Source organism: Rhizobium hidalgonense (assembly GCF_005862185.2).
Classification (GTDB): domain Bacteria; phylum Pseudomonadota; class Alphaproteobacteria; order Rhizobiales; family Rhizobiaceae; genus Rhizobium; species Rhizobium hidalgonense.
Genome location: NZ_CP054028.1, coordinates 502,718 through 519,118, shown reverse-complemented (window position 1 = coordinate 519,118; position 16,401 = coordinate 502,718). Strand labels below are relative to the sequence as shown.

At 60.6% G+C, this 16,401-nt stretch carries 17 protein-coding genes and 1 pseudogene; 12 read left to right on the top strand and 6 right to left on the bottom strand.

What is annotated here, in order from left to right:
- Positions 1–142: 142 nt before the first annotated feature.
- The 6 genes from FFM81_RS23755 to FFM81_RS23730 all read left to right on the top strand — a co-directional run bounded on the left by FFM81_RS23755 (position 143) and on the right by FFM81_RS23730 (position 2,829).
- Positions 143–550 carry a hypothetical protein gene (locus tag FFM81_RS23755; RefSeq protein ID WP_003572703.1) on the top strand — a complete coding sequence of 136 codons (408 nt, stop codon included), beginning with the start codon at positions 143–145 and terminating at the stop codon, positions 548–550.
- 67 nt (positions 551–617) lie between these two features.
- On the top strand, positions 618–866 hold the full coding sequence (locus FFM81_RS23750; RefSeq protein WP_025417670.1) for a hypothetical protein: 249 nt from the start codon (positions 618–620) through the stop codon (positions 864–866).
- Positions 867–1,167: 301 nt separating this feature from the next.
- Positions 1,168–1,398, top strand: a complete 231-nt coding sequence (locus tag FFM81_RS23745) for a hypothetical protein (RefSeq protein WP_003572701.1) — start codon at positions 1,168–1,170, stop codon at positions 1,396–1,398.
- A gap of 125 nt (positions 1,399–1,523) precedes the next feature.
- On the top strand, positions 1,524–1,787 hold the full coding sequence (locus FFM81_RS23740) for a hypothetical protein (RefSeq protein ID WP_003572700.1): 264 nt from the start codon (positions 1,524–1,526) through the stop codon (positions 1,785–1,787).
- Positions 1,788–1,930: 143 nt separating this feature from the next.
- Entirely contained in the window at positions 1,931–2,440 is a 510-nt protein-coding gene (locus FFM81_RS23735; RefSeq protein WP_025417671.1) for a hypothetical protein, read from the top strand.
- Between the two features lie 137 nt (positions 2,441–2,577).
- Positions 2,578–2,829, top strand: coding sequence for a hypothetical protein (locus tag FFM81_RS23730; protein WP_003572697.1), 252 nt, complete (start codon positions 2,578–2,580; stop codon positions 2,827–2,829).
- A gap of 79 nt (positions 2,830–2,908) precedes the next feature.
- Here the strand turns inward: FFM81_RS23730 and FFM81_RS23725 are convergent, their stop codons facing one another.
- On the bottom strand, positions 2,909–3,637 hold the full coding sequence (locus FFM81_RS23725; protein ID WP_037092715.1) for an endonuclease/exonuclease/phosphatase family protein: 729 nt from the start codon (positions 3,635–3,637) through the stop codon (positions 2,909–2,911).
- A gap of 114 nt (positions 3,638–3,751) precedes the next feature.
- Here FFM81_RS23725 and FFM81_RS23720 point away from each other — a divergent pair, with 114 nt between their 5' ends.
- Positions 3,752–4,711 (top strand): lysylphosphatidylglycerol synthase domain-containing protein, encoded by a 960-nt coding sequence (locus FFM81_RS23720; RefSeq protein ID WP_138384463.1) that lies wholly within the window; start codon positions 3,752–3,754, stop codon positions 4,709–4,711.
- On the opposite strand, the gene FFM81_RS23715 is transcribed toward FFM81_RS23720, so the two are convergent.
- On the bottom strand, positions 4,658–6,214 hold the full coding sequence (locus FFM81_RS23715) for a phospholipase D-like domain-containing protein (protein ID WP_138384464.1): 1,557 nt from the start codon (positions 6,212–6,214) through the stop codon (positions 4,658–4,660). The genes FFM81_RS23720 and FFM81_RS23715 overlap by 54 nt on opposite strands.
- A gap of 118 nt (positions 6,215–6,332) precedes the next feature.
- Between FFM81_RS23715 and FFM81_RS23710 the strand changes: the two genes are divergently transcribed.
- On the top strand, positions 6,333–7,580 hold the full coding sequence (locus tag FFM81_RS23710; RefSeq protein ID WP_003572693.1) for a DUF763 domain-containing protein: 1,248 nt from the start codon (positions 6,333–6,335) through the stop codon (positions 7,578–7,580).
- 61 nt (positions 7,581–7,641) lie between these two features.
- Here FFM81_RS23710 and FFM81_RS23705 read toward each other — a convergent pair whose 3' ends face one another.
- The 3 genes from FFM81_RS23705 to FFM81_RS23695 form a co-directional block, all read right to left on the bottom strand.
- The gene (locus tag FFM81_RS23705; RefSeq protein ID WP_138384703.1) at positions 7,642–8,634 is read right to left on the bottom strand and encodes an Lnb N-terminal periplasmic domain-containing protein; all 993 of its coding nucleotides are present in this window, start codon (positions 8,632–8,634) and stop codon (positions 7,642–7,644) included.
- A 288-nt stretch (positions 8,635–8,922) separates the two neighbouring features.
- Positions 8,923–9,840 carry a DMT family transporter gene (locus FFM81_RS23700; protein ID WP_003572691.1) on the bottom strand — a complete coding sequence of 306 codons (918 nt, stop codon included), beginning with the start codon at positions 9,838–9,840 and terminating at the stop codon, positions 8,923–8,925.
- A gap of 130 nt (positions 9,841–9,970) precedes the next feature.
- On the bottom strand, positions 9,971–10,621 hold the full coding sequence (locus tag FFM81_RS23695; RefSeq protein WP_025417675.1) for a GntR family transcriptional regulator: 651 nt from the start codon (positions 10,619–10,621) through the stop codon (positions 9,971–9,973).
- A 142-nt stretch (positions 10,622–10,763) separates the two neighbouring features.
- Between FFM81_RS23695 and FFM81_RS23690 the strand changes: the two genes are divergently transcribed.
- From FFM81_RS23690 to FFM81_RS23680, 3 genes are all read left to right on the top strand, one after another.
- Positions 10,764–12,188 (top strand): malonyl-CoA decarboxylase, encoded by a 1,425-nt coding sequence (locus FFM81_RS23690; RefSeq protein WP_025417676.1) that lies wholly within the window; start codon positions 10,764–10,766, stop codon positions 12,186–12,188.
- Entirely contained in the window at positions 12,185–13,699 is a 1,515-nt protein-coding gene (locus FFM81_RS23685; protein ID WP_025417677.1) for a malonate--CoA ligase, read from the top strand. The genes FFM81_RS23690 and FFM81_RS23685 overlap by 4 nt, the downstream gene beginning before the upstream one ends.
- Before the next feature lie 94 nt (positions 13,700–13,793).
- Entirely contained in the window at positions 13,794–15,140 is a 1,347-nt protein-coding gene (locus FFM81_RS23680) for an SLC13 family permease (protein WP_138384465.1), read from the top strand.
- A 119-nt stretch (positions 15,141–15,259) separates the two neighbouring features.
- Here FFM81_RS23680 and FFM81_RS23675 read toward each other — a convergent pair.
- A pseudogene (locus FFM81_RS23675) lies at positions 15,260–15,829 on the bottom strand (nucleoside 2-deoxyribosyltransferase).
- A gap of 195 nt (positions 15,830–16,024) precedes the next feature.
- Here FFM81_RS23675 and FFM81_RS23670 point away from each other — a divergent pair.
- Positions 16,025–16,267: a DUF982 domain-containing protein gene (locus FFM81_RS23670; RefSeq protein WP_025417679.1), complete on the top strand. Its 243-nt coding sequence runs from the start codon at positions 16,025–16,027 to the stop codon at positions 16,265–16,267.
- The last annotated feature ends 134 nt before the right edge of the window (positions 16,268–16,401 follow it).

The following is a 16,401-nucleotide window of genomic DNA, read 5'->3' as shown; positions in this document are numbered from 1 at the left end:
AACAGATCAGGCATGATGATGTTCGAAATCGCTCACACTTTCGGCCTCATGCTGCAGCGATGCCAGCGAAAACAACCCGGCGGGTATTGTGTCGGGAATTGCGCAAAACAAAGGATAGATGCTCTGGGAAGGAGAATTGATCATGCCGCGACGCAAGAGCACTGAGACGATGACCCTCGACACCAAAGGGGCCAAGATCGGCGAGCCGGTGCCGAAAGCCGTCATCGATACGAACACGGCCTCCGTCGGCGTTCCCCGACAGGCTGATCACGGTCTGCAGGAGGAGTTGAACACGCTGCGACAACAAATCGACGCGCTCCAGCATCAGATCCTCCATGGCGCTCGATCGGTAAAGGGAGGTGCCCGGAAGGCAATGCGTCAGACAGAAGCGGCGGTGAAGCTCTATCCGGTTTCGACGCTCCTCATCGTTACGGCTGCCGTGGGTGCGCTCGCCTTCGCTGCACGCCGTGCCTCTCCGCCGCGCCGTCGCCATCAACCGGCGCTGCGCGAGCTGAGGGATCTTTACGAGACTATCCGCGAGCGCATCTGACAAGATTTCGGGATTGTCAGCGTCGCGATTATGCCCGACACTTGATTATCCAAGCGGGGGCAACTGCATGCTCGACATCATCATACGACGTGCTCTTGATATTGTCGGGCGCACGGAGCGCCTGATCGAGGCTTGCAGGCGGCTGCTGGACAGTGAAGGGCTTGATGAAGTCGAAGTATACGAACTCGATTGCGAGATCGAGCGGCTCGGGGATGCGGTTTTCGTCGCCGACAAAGCCATTCGGTCGCTCGCAAGCACAGTCGAATGCTGGCCGCAGGCCGCCCAAGCCCACGGGATACTTAGAACATTGCATTGACGGCTGTCCCGGGGACTGACACTTCGCAATAGCTGTTCCGGGCAGGTTTTGAGCCGTGATCTGCGTGTCACGCCGATGTCACGCGACCATGGAAGCAATATGTGCTTGATCGGCGTCGGTAGGCTGAGGCCAAACTTCTCTGACCTGGAGGTCGCCGGTTGCCGGGCTGACTGCTTGGTCGCTTGGTCTGTTTTTGAGCGCATTGGAGATACTCGATGAGGGATGTGTTGCCGACTATTACACGTGTCCTGAGCCGGGGGCGGCCGGGCCAACACTGCTATTGTTTTGCCGGGGCATCACGATGAGCTCGAAGCGCTCCGGGCGAAAATCTCAGCCCCACGAATTCATCTTTCCGGTTCACACGCGCACGATCGCACAGATCAGGTACGATAGCCTCAGCCGCGTCATGACGGTGGTTTATCACGACGGCCGCTCTACGACGACCACTGGCATACAGGGCCCGGCGATGCTGAGGATCCTTGCGCAGCGTCCGCTGGAGCGCTCCCCTTTTCTGTTGCAGACGGTCATCTGAGGCCGAAAGCCAATTTCGTATGCCGCGCGCGGACTAGGCATGCACGTGTTAAATCGGCGTGGTCGTGCATCCATTTCCCGCGGGCTGCGTTCCTCTCCAACAGCAGATCCATGGAGGGAATGCCGATGACCTTTCCAGCCCCGAAAACCGAAGCTCCCGTACAGCGCTTTGAAGAGGCGACCGATGCCGCGCGCGCGGCTTTGGAAAGCCTGATTGCTGCGGCCAATGAAGCCGGATGGGCAACCGGAGAAATAACCGCGGCGATCCTCAAAGCCGCGCAGTTTCTAAGCGATGCCAACAAGAAGGATCCCGATCCGGCCGACGATCCTGTCATCAGCGACGTATCTGCCAGGCAGGAACAGATTGGACACGGCGAACTCTACGATTAGAGCAATTCAAGGAAATGCTAGGCGGTCCGTTTGTCTCCAGCGTTTTCGGCGCGTCGTGACGAACGGGCAATCGCGGGCGGCGCATGATGCATCCTTCTGAGCCGTCGAGCGTTCTATCGCCAGGGATTAACTGGAGATGCATCATGTTCAAGGACGAGCTCGGGGACATCGGCACAAATAGGGATATGCGCGACGATGCCGGTAGCGCACCGGCTGCCTTCCAGGAGACGAACGCCAATCCTGATCTGATCAGGCGTGAGGGCTTCGCGAGCGAGGCCGATTATCGGGCGTATCTTGCGACGCTCGGCGGTCATGTTCCTGCTGAAGGCCTCAGTGAGGATGCCCTGCGGGTGTCCGATGATTATGCCTTGGAAAGCCGGTTGCGAGATCTAAGAGAAGAACTCGAAAACCTTCGTGCTCGCCTTCACGTGATCCAGCGGCAGGCGGCGACCGTCGTAGCAGAGAACGTCCGGTGGGCAGATGCCAGTGCTCATGCGCAGCTCGGCACCCAGCCGTGGCTCAAGCTGGCAGGCGCGATGGCGGCTACATTCGTAGTCACGAGGGCCATCAGGCAGCTCCCTCTGGGGGCTGTGACGACGACGGCGATGCCCTTGGTCGTTGCCGCAATGAACCGGAAGTTCGCCAGAAGTTGATGCCGGACGCATGGCAGCCCAGGGCGAGATGGCGCTTTATTCGTTGATTTTGATCGACCGATCGAAATCGTGATGAGGCGGTCGCCATGTTCTTGCCGAAATATTAGTGACATCTTATATCCGCAACGGAGGCGAACATGCCTGGACATGACGACCGCTACGTCGAGATTACCACCCGTCTTCGCTCGGTACGGTCGTTCTGCGACTTTCTCTCGCAGGGCGGAACCGTCCGCGTCGCCGTGTCGGACGGAGCGCCCTACAAGGACGTAACCGCCGTTCTCCTGGAACGGAACCGCAGGGAGGCTGAAGCACTCGACCGCGTAAGGCGGCAGCTCTACCCGGAGCTTGCGGACGAAGACGTGGTGCCGCCGCTCTACAGTCGTCACTGACCGCGCATCGCAAGCCTGATCAGGCTACGATGCGCGCGGCCGATCTCGTCATGCAGCGGTGACCCAAGCATACGGACGATCAGGCAAAACCGATTTCCGCGACGAGAGGAAGGTGGTCCGAGGCGATCCGCGCCAAGCGGCTTTCCAGAACCGTCGCCTGTTTGACGATGAGATCGCTGGTGACAAAGATGTGGTCGAGGCGCATCAGCGGGTAGCGGGCGGGAAAGGTTGCTCTCGGCCGCGCACTGCCTGCCAGCTGGGCGTCCTTCAACGATCGCGCGGCCAGTCGGTACGTCGCCGACGACGGAATGGCGTTGAAGTCGCCGCAGAGGATGGTGGGAAGCGGTTCTTCTGCCGTCCCGCGCAGCCAGCCCGAGTTCAATAGCGTCGTCATCTGCCCCATGCGCTCGCGGCCGCGGAGGCCGAGATGGGTGTTTACGACCAGCAATTTTCTGTCGCCGACCAGGATTTCGACGGAAAGGGCGCCGCGCTGTTCGCCGATGGATGGCAGCGGTCCGGCCTTGACGGCTCCCGTCGGCAAGGCGGTGATGATGGCATCGCCATACTGCTCTTCGGCAACCGACAGCGCCGGATGGAAATGGGCCTGCATCTTGAGAAGCGAGGCAATCGTATGAGCCTGGTCGATGCCGCCGGTCCTGCGTCTGAGGACGTCGACCTCCTGAAGAGCGATGATGTCGGCTTGCGCCTCGGCGATGACCGAAGCGATGCGCCCGGGATCGAGCTTACGATCGCTGCCGATGCAGCTGTGGACGTTATATGTCAGGAGTTTGATTGGTTTTTCCGCCATGGGCCCGCTGAAATTCGTCCCTGGGGACATCGATCTCGTTCCCGGGGGAACACAAAACTCGTTTGATCGTTCCAGAATATCAGCCCAACGCGCTCGTACTTCTGAGGACAATCGATGAGCTTGAAAAGCATGATCTGGAATGGACTGCTCCTTGCCGCCCTGTGTTTTGCGGTCTTTCTTCTCTATAGCATCTTCGAACAGTACAGCCTCGATCAGATCGTCCAATCGGTTCGCAGCATACCGCTTTCAAACTTCTGTACAGCGCTTCTCTTTGCTACGGCATCCTATCTGTGCCTTGGCTGTTTCGATCTGCTGGCGATCCGTTCGCTCGGCAAATCCTTGCCTTACCCGAAAATTGCATTGGCTTCGTTCATAAGCCTGTCGCTCGGCCACAATATCGGTTTTGCTGGACTGAGCAGCGGTGCCTTCCGCTACCGCTTCTATTCGCGCTGGGGGCTGACGACCGAAGACGTGGCGAAGATCATCCTGTTCTGCGGCGTCACAGTCGGGCTCGGGCTGGTCACGCTCGGCGGTCTTGCCCTGATCGTCAATCCGGGTGATGCCGGGCGCCTGCTGCGGCTTGATCCGGCCAGTGTGCGCATCTTCGGCCTGCTGGCGCTCACAGTCCCAGTCGTCTATGCCGGGCTGGCGTTTTTCATCCGCAGCAAGTTGCGGCTTTGGCGCTGGTCGTTTCAGTTGCCGCGATTTTCGATTGCTGTCGCGCAGGTCGGGATCGGGACGATCAATTTCATGCTCGTTTCCGCCTGCCTGCACCAGATGCTCTCGGCCCTCGGCGACGTCGCCTTCTTCAGGTCGGTGACGGCATACGTGCTGGCCAATTCGGCAGTTCTCGCAACCCATGTTCCAGGCGGGCTCGGCGTGCTCGAGGCGACCGTCTCTTATGTCGTGCCGCAGGTAGCCTCGATCGGCGCGTTGATCGCGTTTCGCTGCGCCTATTTCTTCATTCCGTTGGCGCTCGGCACGACGCTTCTGCTTATTAGTGAGATCGTCTTCCGCAGGTCACGCGGGATGGACGAGGAGGCGGACGAGCGCGCCGAGGCCCAGTCGGCGTAGGGGCAGGAAAGGCCGGGCCGGGTCGAAGAGCCCGGTGCCTCTGACCGGTGAGATGCTGCCGGTAAGCTCGACTGCGAATTCTCTCAGGCCCTGGGCACCAACATTCAGCGCGTCGATCGCTTCGATCACCGAGCCACTTTGCGCGTAAGCGGCTGCAAAGGTCTCGGTGGCTGTTCCTAGATATTCCGCCAGCAGGCGATTGCGCAGCTCCGCGACCGCGCGGCGGTGCTCGTCTGTTTCAGGCTGGAATAGTATATCGCATTCTGAATCAACCCCTTCTGAGCGATTGTTGAGATTCGAGGAGCCGATGCGCACCAGCTCATCGTCGGCGATCATCAGTTTGGAATGAATGAGCACCTCGACCTCGTCGACCGTCGCCGGCACGGTCTGTCCGGGCACTGTCGGGCCGGGCACGACTGGCCCGGGCACTATTGGCCCGGGCACGACGGGAAAATAGACGCGCAGCCGGTTCGCGCGATCGGCCCGTTTGAGAAGCCGGATGACGCGGTCGCGATTGCCGCCCATGATAATCTTCTCAATCAGGCCGTGAGAGCTGCGGGTGCAGATGATGACGACCTCGGGACCATTTTCCTCCTGCAGGCGCGCGGCAATGGCATCGGCGACGCGGAAGGAGGCGAGATATTGCGCCTCGATATAAAGCAGGCGCCGTGCTCGGGAAATGATGTCCAATGTCGAGGCGATACCGTCGCTGACGCCGGCGCGCAAGGTTGTCGATGGCTCCGTCAGCACGAAGCCGACTGGGATTTCCCGCAGCGAAACGGCGAGATCGTCGGGCCAGGTAAAGGGTGGGCGCTCGGCGAGTGCCGGGTGCTTTTCGCCGGTGGCTGTTTCCCAGCGCCGCCTGGCGATATCGCCGATCATTCGGGCGGCGTCGCCCGTGACCATCGCCTGAACGTCATGCAGCGGATCGTAGGAAACACCCTCGGGGTCACGCCGGAGCCTGTCTCTGGCACGATGGCGCTTTGTGTCCCATCGCCGCGACGTCAGGTCGATGCCGCCGATGAAGGCGACGGCGTCGTCGATGCAGACGAGTTTCTGGTGGTGGCTGCCGCGAACGGCGCCTTGAAGATCGAAGCGCAGGTCGATCCTGGCATTCCGCGGGAAGGTCTTTTTGCGTAGCACCTGCAGCGACTTTTCCGAATAGACCGGCCCGAGTGCCCAGATGAGAATGCGCATTTCGAGCTCGGGATTGGCCGCTGCGAGCCCATGCAACAGGTCTGCCAAAGTCTCGTCGGATTTTTCCGGTTCCAACGGGATGTCGGGATTGAAATCCCAGCCGACGATCCAGATCGTGCGCCGTGCCTGCCGCAGCGCTCGCGAAAGTTCGGCGAAATATCGGTTGCCGTTGATCAGGAACGCCGCCTTCTCGGCTTTGCCGTCAAGGCGCAAAGCGCTGTTATTCTGTTTTTCGCGGCCGTCCGGCCGCTGCGATTTTGCCTGGGGCAGGCTCGTGTTATTGAAGACGGTCTCGATTGCGGTCATGATTGCCTCGGCTTCTAACTGCGAAAACAAACGCCTGGAATATTTTTGGGTTCCGTGCGGTGTTGGAAGAGGCGGCCGGGCTGTCTTGGCCGGGTGATGGAAAGCGTAAGGAAACGAAATGTCACAACGAGCAGGCAGCGCCGATCTTCCCCTTCATGGAGGACGCGTTCCGCATTGGCTCGGCGACCGGATGACGCGGCTGGGCGCCCTGATCACCGAAGCGATCGTGCACCACTACGGCCGCGACGAATTCCTGCGCAGGCTCGCCCACCCTTTCTGGTTCCAGTCCTTCGGCGCGGTCATGGGCATGGACTGGCATTCCTCCGGCATTACAACAAGCGTTCTCGGCGCGTTGAAGCGCGGGCTGAAACCGCGGGCCGGCGAGCTCGGTCTGCATGTCTGCGGCGGACGCGGCGCACATTCACGCAAGACCCCGCAGGAGCTCGTCTCGATCGGCGAACGTGTCGGTCTCGACGGCGAAGGCCTGGCGACGACGAGCCGTCTGATCGCCAAGGTCGACAGCGCTGCCCTCCAGGATGGGTTCGATCTTTATCTGCACGGCTTTATCGTCGCCGATGATGGCCATTGGGTGGTCGTGCAACAGGGCATGAACGGCGACCGGCGGCAGGCGCGGCGTTATCACTGGCTGTCGGAAGGGCTGGAGAGTTTTGTCGACTCGCCGCATGCGGCAATCGAGGGCAGGAGCCAGGGGACGATCGTCAATCTGGCCGACAGGCGGGCCGAGCGATCGCGGCGTGGCCAGCTCGACCTGCTGGCAACGCTCGGCCCCGACCGGATCATCCGCGAGGCGGCCGCGCTGCTGCGGGTCGAGCAACCGGCGCCAGAACCCGCTGAACAGCCGATGCTGCCGCATCTGATCATGCCGGCCCACCACGACGTGCGCGAGAGCGATGTCAACATGCGGCGCCTGCATGGAAATCTTGCCGCCGCGGCCGACCGCGGGCCGGCGGATTTCGAAGAGCTGCTGCTGGTTCCCGGTGTCGGCGCCCGTACGGTGGAGGCGCTGGCCATGGTGGCCGAAGTTGTCCACGGCGCACCCTGCCGTTTTTCCGATCCGGCACGCTTCTCGATCGCCCATGGCGGCAAGGACCGCCATCCTTTCCCGGTGCCGCTCAAGGTCTATGACGAGACGATCGGCGTGATGAAATCGGCGGTGCAGAAGGGCAGGCTCGGACGGGAGGAGGAGTTGCAGGCGCTCAAGCGCCTGGATGACCAATCCCGGCAGATGGAACGCTACGTCACCGGTCCCGACCTCAAGGAGATCATCGCCGGCGAATTTCGCCAATCCGCCGAGTTCGGCGGCCGCAGCGTCTTCGGCTGGGAGCCGCCGCCGGGTGAGAATTAGATGATACCAAAGGATGCGCGGTTTTCGGGCGACATCACGCCATCGATTCCGACTTTCGAGTTCAATCGAGCGGTGAGGGCACACCTTCGCGGATCGCTTTCGAGAAATCCTCGGAGGCGTCGGCACTTTTTGCCCGTGGGGCAATATGCGCCGCCGCCTTCAACTCCTCAAACGGCAGCTTCGTGTCGAGCGCGTTCCGGTCATAGGCGAATTCGGGAAGGTAGCCATTCACGATCAGCCGCCAATCGAACGGAAATGTGGCGCCGACGGCCCGCATCATTTTGGCGGCAGTCGTGGTGCAGTTGGTGGTGAGCGAGTTGTAGAAGCGCGGGTGTTCGGCGAGCGCGTTTGCATCGCTGACATATTGCAGGAGAAGCCGTGCGGCATTGGCCGGCGGAGCGCGCATGCGAAAGAGCTGGACGTCTTCGCCACGAATGTTGGACCGGACACGAACGACATCACGTTCGTCGGCCGCGATGATGACGAGGGGATTGCTTTTGAAGAGGTCACCGAGCGGAGAAAATTTACCCCCAGCCGTTCGCCGCACCTCGATCGACCATGCCAGGTATTGATCGCCGTCGAAGCCGAAGCTGAGGATCATGTGCGCCATTTCGGGCCCTGCCCAATAGGACATGAACAGGTCAAGGCTCTTGAGCTTCTTCAGGTCGTAGGCGCGCGGCTCCCATTTCTCCACAAAACTGCCATCGCTGTTCCAGGTAAAATTTCTGACGTTGGTCAGCGTCAGAATATCGCTGTCGACCGTTCCCGTCACCAGCCTGGCGACGTCTCCGGCCCAGTTGGCAGCGGCAGGAGGCTCGATCGAGCGCCACCACACGACGATGCCTGTAAAGCATAGGACGAAAGGAAGGATGACAACGAGGCGGGGCCTCCAGATCATCGAAATTACGGCGACAACGCCGAGCAGTGCGAGGCTTCCTGCGGCTGCCCCTCTTATCGCAGGGGAAACCGGCAGACGGTAGAATAGTGCGAGGGAGGCCCAGATGGTCGCCAACAGCAACGCTAAGCCGAAGGCTGCCTCTGCCGCCCGGAACATGATGCGGAGAGGCAGAGCCACTCGCGGCCGCCCGCGGTCAGCAGTTGTTGGCGCGCTTCCGCTGTCGTTGAAACTCATGACGCCTTCCTATCCTTGTTGAAGGTCAATCGATGATTTCGATGTTCCAGACATGTGACGAAGGCACGAAGTGTCTTGATCTGGAGACGCATTGTCGACGCTCGGAATGATCTGGCGTCCGTGACGGCGACAAACAATCTGGCTTGAAGTGATGACGCTTGTCCAGTCCGCATCGGACAAACGCCCGCAAGGCAGGCTGCTTACAAGCCTTCAATGGCCGTCGGGCGGAACCGCTTCGGAGGGGACCGTCTCTTTCAGGTTCTTCCGATGGAAGATGAAGAGCCCGGCAAAGACGATGATTGCGGCGCCGACGACGATCTGCATATCGGGAATATCGTTGAAGAAGATGTAGCCCAGCACGATCGCCCAGAGCAGCAGCGTATATTGCAGCGGCGCCAGTAGTGATGCTGGCGCGAGCTTCAGCGAACGGGTGATCAGCAAATGCGCACATGTGGCGACGACGCCGAGCAAGAGCATGCCGGACCAATTGATCAGCGTTGCCGGCTGCCAATGGCCGATGCTTAAGCCGATGCCGGCGGCAAGAGCGGCGACCGTCTGCCATGTCACCAGCGTTGTGTCGCTGGTCGAACGCAGATAGCGGCTCATCACCAGCGACAGCGCAAAGGCAAGGCTGCCGGCAAGGCCGAAGAGCGACGGAAGCGACAGCATAGCCGTCGACGGACGCAGCGCGATGACGACGCCCGCGAAGCCGACCAGAACGGCGAGCCAGCGGCGCCAGCCGATCTTTTCTCCAAGAAAGAAATGCGAAAGCGCGGCGATGTAGATCGGCCCGGCCATATAGAAGGTCATGACGTCGGCGAGCGGCAGATAAGCCACGGCCGCGTAGAACAGAGCGACATCGCCGGTTGCCATGAAAACGCGTAGGAACTGGAGGCCTTTCTGTTCGACGCGGAACAGGGCCATCGGCCCTTGCCTGAGGATCATCGGACCGAGCACGATGAAAGCGCCGACCGAGCGGATCACCAGCACCTGGCCGACGGCAAAGCTTGCGACCAGCCACTTGCCCATCGCATCGTTCAGCGCAAAGAGCAGATCGCCGAGCAGCATCAGCACGACACCTGTCATGATCAGGTTTCCGGCGTTGGCTGCAGCCGCCTTGGTCTTCATCTCTCGAATCCTCGCGAAAACGGCCGCGCATTGCGCAGCCGAGTGCGGCTTCGGCCTTAACGCTGCCAATGTCAATGGTCAGTTAAAAGCTCTCGCCCTCAAATCCTTAGGGCATGTCGCTACACAAAGTTCATCTGGTTGCCATGCTTGCGACCAGATCACTAAATCTTTCACCTTGGATGCCGACATGCGTCCGCAGCAGACGGCGGGCTTCATCTCCATCTCCGGCAAAAATCGCATCGACGATGGCGCAATGTTCCAAGAAGGATGTCGACAGGCGGTTTCGCACGCGCAGCTGGAGGCGGCGGTAGGGTCGCAAGCGTCGATGCAATTTCAGGCATTGCTCCTCGAGGAAATCGCTTCGGCCGGCTGCGTAGATAGCCTTATGAAACTCCTCATTGTCGTAATAATAGGCATCGCTGTCGCCGGCCCCGGCTGATTGCTCGCAGCGGCTATGGGTGGCCGTGATCGCTACCCGGGAAGCCTCGTCCAGCCGTCGTGCGGCAAGCGACCCGGCCAAGCCCTCCAGCTCAGCCATAACCTCGAACATCTCATAGACGCGGTGCGGTCCCGGATCGATGACAACTGCACCTCTGCGCGGCCGAATTTCGATGAGGCCGATCGCATCGAGTTGCATCAGCGCCTCGCGCACCGGTGTGCGGGAGACCCCAAAACGCGTCGCGAGCACCATCTCATCGAGCCGCTCACCCGGGGAAAACTCGTTGGAAAGAATTGAGTTTTCGATCTCATCCCGCAGCCATCGGCCGACATTCTCGGACATTTGTTCGCTTCCTTCATACATAATCGCCATTCTTGTATACACGATCGTTGACTTTGTGTGCAAAAGATGACAGTCTACATACTACCGGTGAATTCAGACGATGGGAAGCGCCGCGGCCCCATCAGCAGAGAGGAGAAATGGCATGTCCGAGGCTTCCTTCTTCACCGATATGCTGCAGAGCATCACGGACCGCGGACGCCAGCTTCTGTTTTCGGGCTCTCGCGCCACCCAGGTCGCAGCCAAGGCCGATCTCCAGACGCTCTGCGAAATGCTGCTATCGAGCCGGGGCGAAGCGTCGGGTATGGCTCTAGCGGCCGAGATTCTCGATCGCTGGGAGGCGCTCGACAGCGACAGCGCGCAGGCATTCCTCCATATGCTTCATGAAAAGTTCGGGCCCGACACGGCCAAGCTCGACCAGGCGATTGAAAATTACCGCACGGACAAAAGCTCTGCCGCGATCATTGCTCTCCACCAGGCAGCCGAGCCAAGGCGGCAGGAGCTTCTCCGACGATTGAATCACGCGCCGAACGGCACCGCCAAGCTCGTCCGGATGCGCCAGCAACTGCTTGCTTCCAAAGACCAGTCCGCCGGTTACAACGCCCTTGATGCCGACTTCACGCATCTGTTCGGCTCCTGGTTCAATCGCGGCTTTCTGACGCTGCGGCCGATCGACTGGTCGACGCCGGCTTCCATTCTTGAAAAGATCATCAAATACGAGGCGGTGCACGAGATCGCCGGCTGGGAAGAGTTGCGCAGTCGTTTGGCACCGTCCGACCGCCGATGTTTTGCCTTCTTCCACCCCCGGCTGGCCGACGAGCCGCTCGTCTTCGTCGAGGTGGCGCTGACCCGATCCGTGCCGAGCGCGATCGGCGATGTACTCGACGAGGGCAGGGAGCAGATCAATGTCGACGAGGCGACGACGGCGGTCTTCTATTCGATCTCCAACTGCCAGGATGGCTTGCGCGGGATCTCGTTCGGCAACTTCCTGATCAAGCAGGTAGTGGAAGACCTGCGCAGGGACCTGCCCGGCCTGAAGAATTTCGTCACTCTGTCGCCCGTCCCAGGCTTTGCCCGTTGGCTCGCCAAGGCGCGCGCCGCAGTCGCCGACCGGTTGCTGCCGGAAGCGGCCCGCAAAACACTGATGGCGCTGGACGATCCGAACTGGCTTGACAACGAAAATACGGCAACCGAAGTGGAGCGTGTGCTGCTGCCTCTTGCGGCACGCTATTTCCTGATCGAGCGGACGCCGGAGGGGCGCCCCGTCGATCCTGTCGCCCGCTTCCATCTCGGTAATGGCGCCCGACTGGAAAGACTGAATTTTCTGGGCGACCGCTCACCCAAGGCGATGCAACAGGCACACGGTCTGATGGTCAATTACCTCTACAAGCTCGACGACATCGTGGCCAACCACGAGGCGATGGCCCAACGCGGCGAAGTGATTGCCTCGCCTGCCGTCAAAGCCTTGCTCAACCAGAACGACGACAGCCGTCGCAGCGGCAATGGCCAACAAGGCTCCCGGCCATTCGCACAGATCATGAACTCAACGCTTGGAGGAGGGCGAAAGTGAGCAACCACCTTTTCGACGCCATGCGCGCGGCAGCACCCGGTGACGCACCGTTTATCCGGGTCGATGGCACGCAGACTTGGACCTACGATGACGCATTCGCTCTTTCCAGCCGCATGGCCAGCGCGATGGACGCGCTCGGCGTTCGCCCCGGCGACCGGGTGGCGGTGCAAGTCGAAAAAAGTGCCGAGGCGTTGATCCTCTATCTCGCCTGTCTTCGCAGCGGCGCGGTCTACCTGCCGCTCAACACCGCCTATACGCTGGCTGAACTCGACTACTTTATCGGCGATGCGGAACCGCGTTTGGTAGTGGTTGCGCCGGCTGCCCGAGCGGGTGTAGAGACGATCGCAAAGGTGCACGGCGCGATCGTCGAAACGCTCGACGCTGACGGTAGCGGCTCGTTGCTTGATCTCGCACGCGATGAGCCGGCAGACTTTGTCGACGCCTCGCGCTCCGCCGACGATCTGGCGGCCATCCTCTATACGTCGGGAACGACGGGACGCTCCAAGGGGGCGATGCTCACGCATGGGAACCTGCTGTCGAACGCCCTGACCTTGCGAGACTATTGGCACGTCACGGCCGACGATCGATTGATCCATGCCTTGCCGATCTTTCACACGCATGGACTGTTCGTCGCCACCAACGTCACACTGCTTGCCGGCGCCTCGATGTTCCTGCTGTCGAAGTTCGACCCGGATGTGGTGGTTTCGTTGATGCCGCAGGCAACCATGCTGATGGGCGTGCCGACCTTTTATGTGCGTCTCGTGCAAAGCCCGCGCCTCGACAAAGAGGCGGTCGCCAATATCCGCCTGTTCATTTCCGGTTCGGCTCCCCTGCTTGCCGAAACACATACCGAGTTTCAGGCGCGCACCGGCCACGCGATCCTTGAGCGCTACGGCATGACGGAAACCAACATGAACACGTCGAACCCTTACGAGGGTAAGCGGATTGCCGGAACGGTCGGCTTTCCGCTGCCGGATGTGACGGTGCGCGTCACCGACCCCGCCACGGGAGAGGTGCTGCCGCCTGACGAAACCGGCATGATCGAGATCAAGGGGCCGAACGTCTTCAAGGGGTATTGGCGCATGCCGGAAAAGACCGCGGCTGAATTCACCGCCGACGGCTTCTTCATCAGCGGCGACCTCGGCAAGATCGACCGGGACGGCTATGTCCACATCGTCGGCCGCGGCAAGGATCTGGTGATTTCGGGTGGATACAACATCTATCCGAAAGAGGTCGAAAGCGAGATCGACCAGATCGAAGGTGTGGTCGAGAGCGCCGTGATCGGCGTGCCGCATCCCGATTTCGGAGAAGGCCTTACCGCCGTCGTCGTGCGCAAGCCCGGCGCCGTCCTGGATGAAAATTCCATCGTCGCCGCCCTCCAGGACCGTCTGGCCCGTTACAAACAACCCAAGCGCATCATCTTCGCCGAGGACTTGCCGCGCAACACGATGGGTAAGGTTCAGAAAAACATCCTGCGGCAGCAATACGCCGATCTTTATACCAGGACGTAAGGCGACCGCGCCCTCTGGGAGGAGGGTGCGTCGCATCCCGCATCAATCTTGAAACAGCAACTACGGCGCCGGAGGCGTCGGAGGGAGGGGAATCATGGGTATTGAATTGCTATCCATAGGGTTGTTGGTCGCCATGTTTATCGTTGCGACGATCCAGCCGATCAACATGGGCGCCCTGGCGTTTGCCGGCGCCTTCATACTCGGCTCCATCATCATCGGAATGAAAACCAGCGACATCTTCGCCGGCTTTCCGAGCGACCTGTTCCTGACGCTTGTGGCTGTCACCTACCTCTTCGCCATAGCGCAGATCAACGGCACGATCGGCTGGCTCGTCGAATGCGCCGTCCGCCTGGTGCGCGGCCGCATCGCCTTGATTCCCTGGGTGATGTTTCTCGTCGCCGCTGTGATTACCGGTTTCGGTGCTCTAGGCCCGGCTGCGGTCGCCATCCTTGCGCCCGTCGCGTTGAGCTTTGCCGTGCAGTACCGCATTCACCCCGTCATGATGGGCCTGATGGTGATTCACGGGGCGCAGGCGGGCGGCTTTTCGCCGATCAGCATCTATGGCGGCATCACCAACCAGATCGTCGAGAAGGCCGGCCTGCCTTTCGCTCCGACATCGTTGTTTCTCTCCAGCTTCTTCTTCAACCTGGCGATAGCAGTGCTGGTTTTTTTCGTTTTCGGCGGCGCCAAAGTGATGAAGCAAGAAGCCGCATCGATCGGCCCCTTGCCGGAACTACACCCCGAGGGCGTATCGGCGTCGATCAGAGGCCATGGCGGCACGCCCGCAAAACCGATCAGGGAGCATGCCTATGGCACGGCGGCCGATACTGCGACTAAGCTGCGCCTCGACAATCAGAGAATCACCACCTTGATCGGCTTGACGGCGCTCGGAATCGGCGCCCTGGTTTTCAAGTTCAATGTCGGCCTCGTCGCAATGACTGTGGCCGTCGTGCTGGCGCTGCTGTCGCCAAAGGCTCAGAAGGCTGCGATCGACAAGGTCAGCTGGTCGACGGTGCTGTTGATCGCCGGCATCATCACCTATGTCGGCGTGATGGAAAAAGCCGGGACGGTCGACTATGTGGCGCACGGCATATCCAGTCTGGGCATGCCGCTGCTGGTGGCGCTTCTGCTTTGCTTTACCGGTGCAATCGTCTCGGCCTTTGCGTCGTCGACCGCGCTGCTCGGCGCGATTATCCCTCTCGCCGTGCCGTTCCTGTTGCAAGGGCACATCAGCGCCGTCGGGGTGGTCGCCGCGATCGCGATCTCGACCACGATCGTCGATACCAGTCCGTTTTCCACCAATGGCGCTCTTGTCGTCGCCAATGCGCCGGATGACAGGCGAGAGCAGGTGCTGCGACAATTGCTGATCTATAGCGCCCTGATCGCGATCATTGGTCCGATCGTTGCCTGGCTGGTGTTGGTCGTGCCTGGCCTGGTCTGACGGCAGCGCTACCTCTCAAAGTGTGCCGAGCCCATTCGGCACACTTCCAGACCGCCTTGTTGTCCAGGACGCCGACTGCTTCTCGGTCACCGGCTGGTCGTGGAAAATTTGGGCGGCACCTAGCGCAGCTTCTCGACTGCGACGGCGAGACAGATCTTGAACGCGGTCAAGTCCGTATAGAGTGTATCCGGCGCCGCGTCCCCGACGATGAGGACGCCGCCGCGCCGCTCGATCCCGGCGTGCAGCATAAGATTGTCGGCCAAGCCGAAATCCTCGACCGCAATCCCGTTCGGGTCTCGCAGCCGACCTTCGGCGTCATAGGCGACGGCCCCGCCATAAAGATCGCTGACGCGCCCGCCGTGATCCCGGGCGACATTCGTATAGGCAAACACAGACTTGCCGCTCGCGCACATAAAACCGAGTTCGAAAGCCGTCCCGGTATCGGCGGCAATACCGCGAAAGGGCGTCAGATTGGCGATGATGGCGTCGCCACTCCATCATCATCTTCTCGTCCAGCGCGTTTATCGCCGCCGCCGCTCGCGCTTCGAGTTTGTCTGCGGGATTTCCAGATCACCGGGTGAGAGCGGGTGAAGTCCCGCTTCGCGGGCAAGCGCCGCCTTCCGGTCGAGCATTTCACGCGCGTTTGGAAGGAAGACCTCAGGACCTGCCAGATAAACTTTCTTGATCATGGATGAATTGCACCTCAATGGGATGAGCTCGGAATACCTCCATTGCAGTAGAGCCAAGCAGGATCACAATCCAGTGGACGAGAACCGCTCACGTGAGGTGTACAGATCGGTCGTCCGATCTACATAGGACCAAAGTCCGATATTGGAACGAGCCCGCGCAGATGACGTTCAGCCGAAAGAGCCGAGGAGATGTCGATGCGCCACGATTTTTGGGACCAGCCCGTTGAGGTCATCAGCGGGGATGGCGACCACCCTAAGAGTATCCGCAATAGCAGGGACGCGCTCGCATATCTGATGACCTGTTGGCCGCGTGAGAAAGCGGCATCTTTCGCCATCGCAAAGAAGATCTGCACGGACGCCGTCGAAGGGCGAGCCAATTCAGCCGCAGCCGCTTTGGCATTCAAAGTCGCGGCGGAAGAAGCCGGCGTCCTCCATTAGAAAGCGGTCCGGCACATCGCGGCGTCGACGAATTATCTGAAATATATTTCACGTCATGAATTATATTGACAGATCCGTGGCGTTGGGATTACCTGCCCATACCGGACTTCGAGGAGGAACTCCGGTCTTCAATG

Excerpts from the sequence above, each read along its gene's own strand:
- FFM81_RS23700 (WP_003572691.1), bottom strand. The coding sequence starts at position 9,840 with ATGAAGACCAAGGCGGCTGCAGCCAACGCCGGAAACCTGATCATGACA.
- FFM81_RS23750 (WP_025417670.1), top strand. The coding sequence starts at position 618 with ATGCTCGACATCATCATACGACGTGCTCTTGATATTGTCGGGCGCACG.
- FFM81_RS23715 (WP_138384464.1), bottom strand. The coding sequence starts at position 6,214 with ATGACCGCAATCGAGACCGTCTTCAATAACACGAGCCTGCCCCAGGCA.
- FFM81_RS23725 (WP_037092715.1), bottom strand. The coding sequence starts at position 3,637 with ATGGCGGAAAAACCAATCAAACTCCTGACATATAACGTCCACAGCTGC.
- FFM81_RS23705 (WP_138384703.1), bottom strand. The coding sequence starts at position 8,634 with ATGTTCCGGGCGGCAGAGGCAGCCTTCGGCTTAGCGTTGCTGTTGGCG.
- FFM81_RS23755 (WP_003572703.1), top strand. The coding sequence starts at position 143 with ATGCCGCGACGCAAGAGCACTGAGACGATGACCCTCGACACCAAAGGG.
- FFM81_RS23740 (WP_003572700.1), top strand. The coding sequence starts at position 1,524 with ATGACCTTTCCAGCCCCGAAAACCGAAGCTCCCGTACAGCGCTTTGAA.
- FFM81_RS23735 (WP_025417671.1), top strand. The coding sequence starts at position 1,931 with ATGTTCAAGGACGAGCTCGGGGACATCGGCACAAATAGGGATATGCGC.
- FFM81_RS23695 (WP_025417675.1), bottom strand. The coding sequence starts at position 10,621 with ATGTCCGAGAATGTCGGCCGATGGCTGCGGGATGAGATCGAAAACTCA.
- FFM81_RS23670 (WP_025417679.1), top strand. The coding sequence starts at position 16,025 with ATGCGCCACGATTTTTGGGACCAGCCCGTTGAGGTCATCAGCGGGGAT.
- FFM81_RS23745 (WP_003572701.1), top strand. The coding sequence starts at position 1,168 with ATGAGCTCGAAGCGCTCCGGGCGAAAATCTCAGCCCCACGAATTCATC.
- FFM81_RS23680 (WP_138384465.1), top strand. The coding sequence starts at position 13,794 with ATGGGTATTGAATTGCTATCCATAGGGTTGTTGGTCGCCATGTTTATC.
- FFM81_RS23690 (WP_025417676.1), top strand. The coding sequence starts at position 10,764 with ATGTCCGAGGCTTCCTTCTTCACCGATATGCTGCAGAGCATCACGGAC.
- FFM81_RS23710 (WP_003572693.1), top strand. The coding sequence starts at position 6,333 with ATGTCACAACGAGCAGGCAGCGCCGATCTTCCCCTTCATGGAGGACGC.
- FFM81_RS23720 (WP_138384463.1), top strand. The coding sequence starts at position 3,752 with ATGAGCTTGAAAAGCATGATCTGGAATGGACTGCTCCTTGCCGCCCTG.
- FFM81_RS23730 (WP_003572697.1), top strand. The coding sequence starts at position 2,578 with ATGCCTGGACATGACGACCGCTACGTCGAGATTACCACCCGTCTTCGC.